This is a genomic window from Paenibacillus sp. FSL H8-0548 (assembly GCF_038630985.1).
Lineage (GTDB): Bacteria > Bacillota > Bacilli > Paenibacillales > Paenibacillaceae > Pristimantibacillus.
This window is the reverse complement of the sequence record NZ_CP152049.1, coordinates 2,915,611-2,926,963: the sequence shown is the minus strand read 5'-3', so window position 1 is coordinate 2,926,963 and position 11,353 is coordinate 2,915,611. Positions and strand designations below refer to the sequence as shown.

10 protein-coding genes are annotated in these 11,353 nt (G+C 42.1%); 3 read left to right on the top strand and 7 right to left on the bottom strand.

Annotation, left to right across the window (positions count from 1 at the left end):
• Positions 1 to 90: 90 nt before the first annotated feature.
• Together MHI37_RS11990 and MHI37_RS11985 are read left to right on the top strand one after the other, a co-directional pair.
• Positions 91 to 657, top strand: a complete 567-nt coding sequence (locus tag MHI37_RS11990) for a sigma-70 family RNA polymerase sigma factor (RefSeq protein ID WP_076338786.1) — start codon at positions 91 to 93, stop codon at positions 655 to 657.
• Positions 654 to 1,763, top strand: coding sequence for a DUF4179 domain-containing protein (locus MHI37_RS11985; protein ID WP_076338785.1), 1,110 nt, complete (start codon positions 654 to 656; stop codon positions 1,761 to 1,763). The genes MHI37_RS11990 and MHI37_RS11985 overlap by 4 nt, the downstream gene beginning before the upstream one ends.
• A 654-nt stretch (positions 1,764 to 2,417) precedes the next feature.
• Here the strand turns inward: MHI37_RS11985 and MHI37_RS11980 are convergent.
• Positions 2,418 to 2,930, bottom strand: coding sequence for a hypothetical protein (locus MHI37_RS11980; RefSeq protein ID WP_076338784.1), 513 nt, complete (start codon positions 2,928 to 2,930; stop codon positions 2,418 to 2,420).
• 59 nt (positions 2,931 to 2,989) lie between these two features.
• Positions 2,990 to 3,484, bottom strand: a complete 495-nt coding sequence (locus MHI37_RS11975) for a hypothetical protein (RefSeq protein ID WP_076338783.1) — start codon at positions 3,482 to 3,484, stop codon at positions 2,990 to 2,992.
• A 177-nt stretch (positions 3,485 to 3,661) separates the two neighbouring features.
• Here MHI37_RS11975 and msrA point away from each other — a divergent pair, with 177 nt between their 5' ends.
• Complete coding sequence (msrA, locus tag MHI37_RS11970; protein WP_306010684.1) at positions 3,662 to 4,183, top strand: peptide-methionine (S)-S-oxide reductase MsrA; 522 nt, start codon at positions 3,662 to 3,664, stop codon at positions 4,181 to 4,183.
• 83 nt (positions 4,184 to 4,266) lie between these two features.
• Here msrA and MHI37_RS11965 read toward each other — a convergent pair whose 3' ends face one another.
• The 5 genes from MHI37_RS11965 to MHI37_RS11945 form a co-directional block, all read right to left on the bottom strand.
• Positions 4,267 to 6,660 (bottom strand): alpha-L-arabinofuranosidase C-terminal domain-containing protein, encoded by a 2,394-nt coding sequence (locus MHI37_RS11965; RefSeq protein WP_083676461.1) that lies wholly within the window; start codon positions 6,658 to 6,660, stop codon positions 4,267 to 4,269.
• A gap of 1 nt (position 6,661) precedes the next feature.
• Positions 6,662 to 7,597 (bottom strand): glycoside hydrolase family 43 protein, encoded by a 936-nt coding sequence (locus MHI37_RS11960; protein WP_076338782.1) that lies wholly within the window; start codon positions 7,595 to 7,597, stop codon positions 6,662 to 6,664.
• A gap of 13 nt (positions 7,598 to 7,610) precedes the next feature.
• Positions 7,611 to 8,531 (bottom strand): carbohydrate ABC transporter permease, encoded by a 921-nt coding sequence (locus MHI37_RS11955; protein ID WP_083676460.1) that lies wholly within the window; start codon positions 8,529 to 8,531, stop codon positions 7,611 to 7,613.
• A 12-nt stretch (positions 8,532 to 8,543) separates the two neighbouring features.
• Complete coding sequence (locus tag MHI37_RS11950) at positions 8,544 to 9,482, bottom strand: ABC transporter permease subunit (protein ID WP_076338780.1); 939 nt, start codon at positions 9,480 to 9,482, stop codon at positions 8,544 to 8,546.
• Positions 9,483 to 9,563: 81 nt separating this feature from the next.
• On the bottom strand, positions 9,564 to 11,249 hold the full coding sequence (locus tag MHI37_RS11945; protein ID WP_076338779.1) for an extracellular solute-binding protein: 1,686 nt from the start codon (positions 11,247 to 11,249) through the stop codon (positions 9,564 to 9,566).
• Positions 11,250 to 11,353: the final 104 nt, after the last annotated feature.

Here is an 11,353-nt window from a genome sequence, read left to right as displayed (position 1 = left end):
TTCGTTTTTTTTGAAAATGCGAGAGAAAATATATTTTTGTCCGTTATATAAGATGTACATGCTTTTACGAAAAAATAAGGAGATTTGTTCATGAAGTTTAATGATAAAAACGTTATACAGCAATTACAGCGCCGAAACGAAGACGCATTAGAATATATCATCGACACCTATTTGCCATTAATTAAAGGCGTAATTCACAAAGTTCTCTCCCCGCTTGAGAACGAGGGCATGATAGATGAGTGCATAAATGATACCTTCCTCTCCATATGGAGCCATTCGAAGAAATTTCATGGCGAAGCGACTGATTTCAAAAAATGGATATGTGCGATTGCGAAGTACAAAGCGATTGATTATTACAGAAAGGCTGCGAAAAACGTAGAATTCACTTCGAATGATATCGTTTGGAATACCGAAAAATCAGCAGAGGATGAGCTGATCTTGATGGAAGACAAATCAGAGCTCATCAAGATAATCAATCAATTAGAACCAGTGGATCGTAATATTTTTATTATGAAATTTTTTCTCGGCTTTAGAACGGAGGATATTGCTGCAAAGCTTGGTTTATCCAACACCGCGATCGATAATCGCATTTATAGAGGAAAAAAGAAGCTTTATAGCAAAGCTGTACATCTTAATTTCGGAGGTAGTGTACGATGAAGGATATATATGAATTATTAAATGATATGGACATAAATGACCATGAGTTTGAGGAAATGAAGGTAACCGAATTGGACAAGGCTAAAGTTAAAAAGGCATTAAAAGAATCCCTTCGTCCGAAGAAAAAAATGAACAAATGGAAAAAGAGTGCTGCTGCCTCCGTCATTATTGTCGGCTTTACTGCTGCTGCGCTCGGGTTTACGTTCCCTTCCTACGCTAGTGGCATTCCAGTGATCGGTAATATTTTTAAGTTTTTGGATGGTGGACGCACAGCAATTTATGATAATTATAAAACGTATTCCAGCGAGATCAACCAGTCTGCGGAAAGTAATGGCATTAAGCTCACTATACAAGATGCGATTTTTGATGGGGAAGCCGTATCCATTACCTATTCTTTAGAAAGCAATCAAGATTTAGGTGATCAGCCCCGACTAAGAGGACGTCTAGATATCAAGGGAACAGATGGCCAATCAGGAGGCTCTCAAATTTCTAAAGTAGACAAAAATAACTATGTTGGGCTAGTCACTGCTAGCAGCTTTTTAAATCGCAAGGAATCAGACACTGTACATGTACAGTGGAATATAGACAATATATACATTCAAGATAACAAAGAATACATTGAAGGAAATTGGAGCTTTGCATTTGCCTTAAAGGCGACAGAAAATAACATACAATGGATTGATCGCACTGTGGAACATAATGGGGTAAAGGTGAGTATACGAAAAATATCCATTACACCGATGTCCTATATCGTTTATTACGATCAAGAGGTTTCCAAGGAGATACAAAAGAAATGGCATGGGGTCGATATTGATCTAGACATTAGAGATGATCTCGGACATGGCTATTCAGGTAAAGGCAATGGAGGATCAGGTGATCGAGGAGGCTATAACATGAGCTGGAGTAAAACATTCGAAAAATTAGATCCGAATGCAACGAAGCTCATGATAACTCCTCACCTCAGATTATATGAATATACTTCCGATAATCATGGCTCCGTAGAGGAAACGAGAGATGGAAGTGCATCCATTCCCATTCCGGATAAATCCGGTAAAGGTCAAGAAGAGTTTGTATTAGAAGAGATTATTATTGATTTAGTTAAGTAACGATGGCGGCAGCTTATCCCGTTATTGCTATACATGGAATTTCTCCCTCTATTTCAAGAAATTTTAGCTTATTTTTGCATTTAGATGGAATTCCTCCCTCTAATTCCAAGGAATCAGCCGAATTCATGAGAAACCGTAAAATTAACGGGACAAATTCCATCTATTTCATCTGCAAAGCGAAAAACCGTTATTTTAGCGGGAGAAATTCCATCTATATAAGTTGAACTAAACAATTACGTTTTGGTCGCTGCGCGAGTAGATCATTCTTACGATCGCGGTTGCAACCAGATTCTTTGATTTCCTAAGACATTTAAAGGTAAGAATACGGCTGCAAAGGCGAACACTTCGTTTCTCCAGAACGATCTTCTCGCTTCGCTAAATCTTCATTTTTAAAGATCAAGGTATATCGTTTAATGAGAAGCAGCCTAGCCTCATCCTATCGCGCTATTTCCTAAACGAACTAACCCAACTATATCAGTTGAACCAAAGAAATCGGCGATGTCCTTGACTGATTTCCCCTTAAGATATCCATACAACGCTTGATAACGTTCATTCCTGCCTGTTCGAATTATTTACTTTCTTAATAGGTTGAACATAAATATTTTGATAAAAAAAGCCATATGGAGTATAGTCGTATGTGGCTAATTTATTTTACTATCTTGATGGATAAGAAACTGATTTAGTTATTCGAAAAATTTCATCACTTGATAAATCGATCAGATCAATTCTTGAGAGTATTCTTTCTTTGCTAATATGAAATAATACTCTATTAGTTTTCACGATTTCTTCTACATTATCTTGATAAAAACATATCGATAATCCATTTTCGAACAATTCTATTGAAAATTCTTGAAAGAAATCATAATAGTATTCTGAAGTCCAATGACTTAGCTCGAATTTCGGAAAACCTTGTACAGAATAATTAGTTTCGAGAATTTTCTCGCTCATAGAAACCTTATTTGACAGTGGAAGTCCCATATTTTTTATAACTCCAGACAGCGAATCTAACCCTATTTCGAACAAAGAATTCTTAAAATTACCTGTTCTCCAATAATAATTAGAATAACTGCTATTAGTATGATTCCAATTAATATTAAACGGAACATGTTCATCAATTTCAATGCTCTCTTCAATAAAGCCATCTTTAATGTCATTTATTTTTAACATTTATATCTCCTTTCTTTCTATAATAAAGCGTCCCATAGTGAAATATAGAATCATCACATTTATTGCGTCCACTCCATCAGGTACATTCGTTTATTTTCTACATTCAGTACCACGATACCGTAACTACCGTCATCTTTTTTCTTATAGAAATACAAATCACCTTGTCCATACTCCGTAGGGTACAATTGATATAATCTCTCATACTTATCTGCTTCGTCCGGATAAATCTCTATAACAGATTCTTTGAACCGTAACACCTTTTCGTTCAAGTCATTAATGGATGCTTCATTTATTGGCTGCCAAAAATCCTGATTTTTGATTTTCCTTATTTGTTTTTCAGTGTATTTCAAAACATAATACCCTTCTCCATCTCCATTAAAGCTTGGCTGACTTTCAAATGCCACTATTATTTCTGTAGGTTTCGAGATCGTGATTCCCCATCTTTTTCCCCACATCTCATAAAATCTTCCGTACTTTTCATACGTCTGATATCCTATTCCGATGATTAATACAAGAATGACAATACTCCATATAGTTGTTTTTTTCTTATTCATTACTATCTCCCTTCTGCAAAAAAAAAAACAGAAAAATCCTAATTTTCCAAGTGTTCTCTTTCATAGTCAAGACGCTTTATAGGAGGAGATAGTTGCATTTTCCTAACTGTGATACTCAAAATGATGTTATGTTATAATTTAGTTCTACACAAGTGAATCAAGGAATGGGGAGAGCATATGATACAAAAAGCAACGTTTGCCGGAGGCTGCTTCTGGTGCATGGTAAGTCCGTTTGAAGAACAGCCAGGCATTCACGGCATTCTGTCCGGTTATATGGGTGGAACGCTGGAGAATCCCACGTACGAGCAAGTATTGACAGGTGAAACCGGACATTTAGAAGTGGTGCAAATTACTTATGATCCGGACATTTTCCCATATGAAAAGCTGCTAGAGCTGTATTGGCCCCAAATCGATCCTACCGATGCTATAGGACAAGGGAATGATCAGAAAAGTCAGTATCGCGCTGCAATTCTTTATCATAATGAAGAACAACGTCAGCTTGCTATAAAGTCCAAGGAGGAGCTGGGCAAGAGCGGCCGTTTTGACAAGCCCATTGTGACAGCGATTCAAGAGGCGACTGTATTTTATCCAGCCGAGGAATATCACCAGAATTACCACCGCAAAAATCCGGAGTTCTACAAGGAATCAAGGATTTATTCCGGACGCGATGCCATTATCGAAAAGTACTGGAAAGAATAAATTCAAGTTGTAGATGATAATCACCTCTATCGAAAACAAAGAAGCTGCCGAAATCTCGGTAGCTTCTTTAATTTAAGCAACAATCAACCTATTCTTTTGATCCGGAAAATAGTAACGGAATGCTTAGGGAAATCATATTCAAAATGATTCCCGTTCATACGAATCGATTTTTCCTTTGGCATAATTTGATCGGGTTTTTCAAAACTATTTTCAGCTTCAAGCGCGTGGCCAGACAGTTCAAATACGTCAATTGCATAGGAAGCGTTAAGCAAATCCGTAAATTCAACCTTCGTGTCCACATTGCGTTCCTGCACATTAACTACTTTGACAATCATGTCGCCAGTACTGTCTTCGACGCTTGCGGAATAATAGAGCGGCTCAATCACAGGAAGCCTGTCCACTGTTTCATGGATCTGTTCATCGTTAATATAGGCACGAATCTGTCTTCCCGTTACTTCCAGCGCAAGCTCATACTCGGCACCTGCTTCTACGGTAAACAAGCTTTGGGTCAAGCAGGAACTTCTCCCGTTAATCCGTGAGCTAATCATCGAGTCCTGATTTTGCCAGCCGCTAATTTCCCAAAACAGCTGGTTGTTCTCGTCGTCTTTTCCAAAGTAAATGACGAATCCTCTTGGTCCGCTTATTTTTGCTGCCTTAACATATAAAGTGTAGTTCTCCCATTCGGTTTCACACAGTGTCACCGCTTGCTTTGCTGTTCCTCTCAAACGTTCTTCCTCAGAATCCGATAGACTGGCTGTCCATCCTTCAAAGCTTTGGATCTCACCCGTATCATTATTTACAATTCTGGCATCCGAATAACGAACAGAGCTGGCGTCTGTTCCTAATTCAATAGCACCGTTGATCGGTTTTACCGTCGGCTGTTCCCTCTGCGAAAATCCACTTGCTTCGATATGCAGCAGTTGATCACCTTGATGATTCATAAACAGCTTCTGCACGTAGTAGTTCGGCGTCCCAAATACCTCGTGATTGTTAAACCATATGAGATCCGGTTTCCAGTTCGTATAATCAACGTTGCAGAGCATCGGCGCATAACAGGCAAGCCCCACCGCATGAGCATTTTTTTCCAAGCCCGTCATAAAAGCCGCTTCTGCGAGTGCATTATAGTACGTGTTGCCCCATGATGCATATTCACCTAAAAACACTTTCGGCTCATCGGCCTTAAAATGATCGTAGCGATCATAGTTTGCCAAAAACCATTCTGGCGATTGGTAAAAATGCTCGTCTACCAAATCGGAATGATTCTCCTTCGCCGATTGCCAGCCTCGTTCGTATTCCCCGCCGGCAGCAAACGGGCCGCTGGAGTTAATAATTTTGATATCCGGATATTTCGCTTTGATCGCCTTATGGAAATAAGCATACCTCTCGAAAAAGGGTTCACCCACTTCTTCATTGCCAATTCCGATGTACTCCAAACCAAATGGCTCGGTATGACCCAATTCGGCACGTACAGCTCCCCACTTCGTTGTCGCATCACCATTAGCGAATTCAATTAAATCCAGCGCATCGTCGATCCATGGCGATAATTCCTCGATAGGAACGATCCGTTTATGATGAGGATCGTACCCGCCCGGCAGAATCGGAATCGGCTTGGCACCGATATCCTCGCAGAAGAGAAAATATTCATAATAGCCTAAGCCCAGCGTCTGATTGTAGCTCCAATTGTTCCGTCTTGCGGGCCGCTCTTCGATGGGGCCGATCGTATTTTTCCAACGATACATAGAGTCACGATCATCCGGATTCAGCGATCCATCATGCACCAAGCAGCCGCCCGGAAACCGCATGAACTTAGGACTCAAATCTGCAAGCAGCGTTGCTATATCTTCCCGCAAGCCGTTAGGACGCTCTAGATAGGTTTGGGCTGGGAACAGGGAGACCATATCGAGATAAAGCTTCCCAGAGCCATGAGTTACAATCGTTAGGCGACTGCTGTAATCTGTTCTATTCGCGATAAGCACCGCTTCGTACTTGTTCCATTCAGCGGAGCTAACCGTAACAGTAGCATCGCCATATACGTTTCCATCCGAGCTTTCTAACGTAATCCGCACCGGCTCATTAAAACTGCTATCGCGTCTTGCATAGAAGAAGAAATGGTAAGCTTCTCCCTCGCGTACTGGAATACCGGAATTGAAGCCTTTATTTACAATGCCTACGCCATCGCCTTCGGACAATAGTTCGATGACAGCATAGTGCTTGTTTCGCTCATTCATAGGCAGCTTGTCTTCAATCGTTAATTCGCCTTTCGCCTGGCCGCGTTCCACCTTTTCCCAAGCCGTCAAGCCGTGAAAGTCCGGATGGTCGATTGGATCAAACTCGAAGGAACGATTGCGAATGAGCTCCGCATAGAGTCCCCCGTCAGCCGCATGATTTAAATCCTCAAAAAATATGCCAAATAAATCGCCCAATGCCGCTCCGCGCTTCTGCGTATCAATCCTGAGCATTCTATGTAATTCACCCATACTATTTGTCTCCTCCTCCGTATCGCTCTAGCAATCGCTCATATTCAAACTTTGTAACCGGAATGACCGAACCGTGCCTTGGGCTATTGGGCAAGTCATATTGCTCGGGCAACGACCACACGCCAGAGCTCAAATCCGTCGTTTCCAAAGGAATATAACCCCGAAGACCGTATTCATCAACAAATAAGTACCATTTTTCTTCCGTATTTGATTTGAATACGATCGGCCCTTCGCCTCTGACCATAAACGACTCCTCCACGTTGCTATTCATTAAAGTATAGCTCGGATCAGCAAAGGAAGCTCCTGCTTCCTGTATGATGTGATGTCCTTTGCTAATCCGATAAATGCTGTCCCGATCCGCGATCATCGTCGTATCGATAACCGAATAACCGTAATCCATATAGACGACAGGCTCGCTGAACGTAATGAAGTCCTTCGTACTCGCGCACATCATCCGATGGTAACTGCTTGCATCCCCGCTTGCTTTTTCGCCTTCCAGCATAGATGCCCAAAATATATTGTAAACAGCTGCTTCATCATCATAATAAACCTCGGGAGCCCAAGTACAGCCCGCTTCTGCTGGCGCGATCTCAACCATTGTCTGGTCCGACCAATGTACGAGGTCAATCGACTTCCACACCATAACCGAGCGGCTGCCCGCCGTAACGGCTCTATGCCAATCGTTGTCTCCATGTATCTTGAGATCGGTCGCAACTAAATAAAAGGAATCGCCGTTCGGTGAGCGCACGAGATAAGGATCACGCACTCCCTTCTCGCCAAGCCGTGAAGTAAGGACTGGCCGCCCGCCATTAAGCTCCTGCCACGCAAGCGCGTCGTTGCCTCGGCTTAGTCCAAAATACACCTGCTCTCCGTCCTCAAAGCTCTCCCCCTTGAAATAGGCAAATAAGTATCCAGCGTACTGCTCTTGATTGCTCATTGTTTATCCCCCACTATCCTTTTACTGATCCTACTAATACCCCTTTGACAAAAAAACGCTGCGCAAAAGGATACATAATAATCATCGGAAGCGATGCAATGACCATTGCCGCCAGCTCAATCGTTTGAGCCGTTACCGGGCCTTGGCCTTTCGTATTATTCAACAACGCTGAGACCGCTAGGTTAGAGCCCTGCAAGCTCATCATATTTTCCACCGCACGATTGGACTGGATCAGCCTCAGAATCATGTATTGCAGCGTCTGTAAATCATTGGATTGCGTAAAGTAAAGTGTTGTTCCATAATCATTCCAAACATTAACTGCCGTAAATACAGCAAGTGCAGCCAGCACCGGCTTCGAGAGCGGAACGACGATCTGCAAAAAAATTCTGAATTCACTGGCCCCATCGATCTTAGCCGATTCGAACAACGCCTCGGGCAGCGCCTTATAATTCGCATTGAATATGATGACATTCCAGAAGCCCCCGAATAATGAAGGCAGGATATATACAAGATAATTATCATACAAACCCAGCCAATTCATGAGCATAAAGGAAGGAATGATCCCTCCGCTAAAATACATGCTGGCAAAGCCGATCATGATATAGAACTTTTTCCCCTTCAAATAGGACCTGGAAAATGCATAGGCGAACATTGCCGTATACAGAATAGAAACTACCGTTACAATTACCGTACGCGAAGCGGTAACCCACAGCGCTTTGAGCATGCCTGTATCGGAGAGCACCGCGCTCCAGCTTCCCAAAGAAAACTCCCTAGGCCAAAGAAATATCGGACCGCGAGCTAGATCTGCCCCGCTGTTCAAGGAACTAATCAATGAAAACCAAAAAGGATATAATGTCACAATCATCAGGATGATCATAATTATGAAGGTTGATAGATTAAATAAACGTTCTCCTGGGCTTTTCCCTCCAACCATTTCGATCTCTCCTTAAAATAAACCTGTTTTTGTTATTTTTTTGGATAGTGCATTTGCACCGATTAGCAGCATAAGCGCAAATACCGTTTTTAATAATCCAATCGCCGTTGCCGATGCAAATTGAAATTGCAGCAAGCCTGTTTGATAGACGAACGTATCGATGACCTGACTTGTCGGTAAATTTAATGAGTTTTGCAATACAAAAATTTGGGTGAAATTGTTATTCAGCATGCCGCTTACGGCAAATATGATTAATACCATCAGCGTCGGCATGATCCCCGGAATCGTAATATTGATCATCCGTCTGAAACGTCCAGCTCCATCGATCGCAGCTGCTTCATACAGGCTTTGATCTACTCCTGCCATCGCCGCCAAATAGAGAATGGCACCCCAGCCTAAATCCTTTAACAAACCTGTACCGATTGCCACTCCCCAAAAGTATTTTGGATCTGCCAGAAATTGAATCGGTTTGTCGATGAGATGAAATTCCAACAACAGGAAGTTAACAATTCCAGTCGAATTGAGCAGCGTTATAAATAACCCGCCAAAGATTACCCAAGAAAGAAAATGCGGGAGATAAGTCACAGTTTGGACAAGCGATTTAAATTTATGATGCTTGATTTCGTTTAAGAATAAGGCGAACAGCATCGTGATCGGAATGCCAATCAATTGCCCTAAAAGATTAATGCCAAGTGTATTTCTAACCATCGGCCAAAATTGAAAATTTTGAAATACGCGAATAAAGTGTTGAAAATCATTCCATCCGCTTGTGAAGATCCCTTGAACCCCCATAATAGGCTCATAGTTTTTAAAAGCAATCAATAAACCAAATAATGGAGTAAAGTCAAATAAAAAGATGAGAAGCACAGCAGGCCATAACATTACTTTTAGCTCAAACTGTGTTCTGAAATCATACCCAAGCTTGAATCCTTTTTGTTTTCGCGGTGCCATAGCGTTTCCTCCATTCTTACACTTACAGCGCCAAAGCGTGTTCCTAACGCGCTTTGGCGCCATATTCCTTCTAAGATGCGATTATGAATTAATCCCTTTAACACTAATCCCGTATTCCTTGTTCTTCTCTTGAACGTATTTATTTCTTTCCTTGTCAAGCTCCTCAATACCGAGCTTTTTCAATTGTACGATCATATCGTCATACAGCTTGCTAAATTCGCCGTCATTTTTGGCCATGATCATTTTCGCAATTTGTGCTTCTTTGTACGTCTTAATTTGCAGCTCATTGTTCGCTAGGTTGCCGCTGGCAGGAAATAGATCCGCTGGCAGATTAAAAGCTGTACTGTTGAAAATCTCGGTTTCCTCCGATTTTCCGAATGCAGCCTGTACTCGGTTGGCCGTAACCGCTTCACGATCCGTCTCCTCGGTAGGAGCTTGCTGTATACTGTAAGAAAATGATGTATGAGCAAATGGCCAAAATGCGGACAAGCCTGTTGTCATATATTCTGCAGCATCCTTAATGCCCTGCTCGGTTTTAATCAAACGTCCCTCACCATCAAAGTTGTAATGAATGCCTTCAAATCCGTAAGTACTAAGCAGCATGCCTTCTTTACTGGTCATAAAACTAAGCCATTTGGCGAGTTTTTCAGGTTCTTCCGTTTTTTTAGAAATAAACGTCTTCATCCAGCCACCGCCAGCACGTTTATCCTTGCCGAGTACAGGAGTCGTTCCTGTTTCCGATAAGATCGGTCCTGAGGAAGTCCAATAATCGTTCAATTGGAAGGAAGTATCTGCCGTATTGCCAATGAAAGTGAATACTCGGCCCGATGCGATATCCGCTTTAACGGCTGCATTATCGACTGTCATCTGGCCCGGTTCGAAATACCCTCGCTGTTGTGCTTGATAAAGGAACTGCAGCGCAGATTTCGTTTCAGGAGCCAAAAGCCTGTCTCGATAATTTCCATCCTTGTCCACCGGCATTGCACCAAACGTTTCCTGAAGGAATCCCAGCGTAGGTCCTTGGAATCCTTTTCCATCTACAAGCAATGGAATGACCGGAGCTCCATCAACCATTAAATTTAATTCCTTGATTTTCTGGTATGCAGCGAGGAGGCCCGATTCGGTTTTAATGTCATCTAAAGTAAGACCGGCCTCTTGCAGCAGATCTCCGTTCACAAGAATGCCTCCATTAGAGCCGTAGTCGATCAGATCAACATAAAATTGTCCCGATGGTGGATACACGGCTCTTGCATCTTCTGAGTTGATATGACTTGGGAATGCGTAGAAGCCGCCATCCCGGCTAATGATCGTTTCTTTCACATCTGCGGGAAAGTCTGATAGCAAGTGGGATTCGGGATCATATTTCTTCAGAAACTCATCCAACTCCCAAACCTTATCTGCTTCGATTAGCTTCTTGATAAGCACATCATTAGTAACGGTTACAACATCAGGAAAATTATCGCCGGATACGAGCATTAGATTCAGCTTCGTGTCACCATCTTGAGCGGGAATGTTAAATTCAAAGGTTAGCCCCGTTTTTTCCGTTATCGCCCCCGGAACGGTTTTCGGATCTGTGCTCCAAGCAGCCGGTGGATTCCAGAAGTCTACCGTTGAGAACCAAACAGCTTTTGATAGTCCTCCTGTACTCTCTGTACCTTTGTTTCCTCCGCTTGTTTTGTTAGCGTTTTCAGTATTTCCATTGGAACTACAGCCCGCGAGCAGCAACGAGAACATCAATAATACGAGTATTGCGTGTTTACCTTTCATAATCGAAAACAACCTCCCATTTATACATTCTATTTGTCCGAACTCCTACATCATAACGTTCCCTCCCGATCCGGCACATGTCTCCATTTTTTAAAATTGGTGTT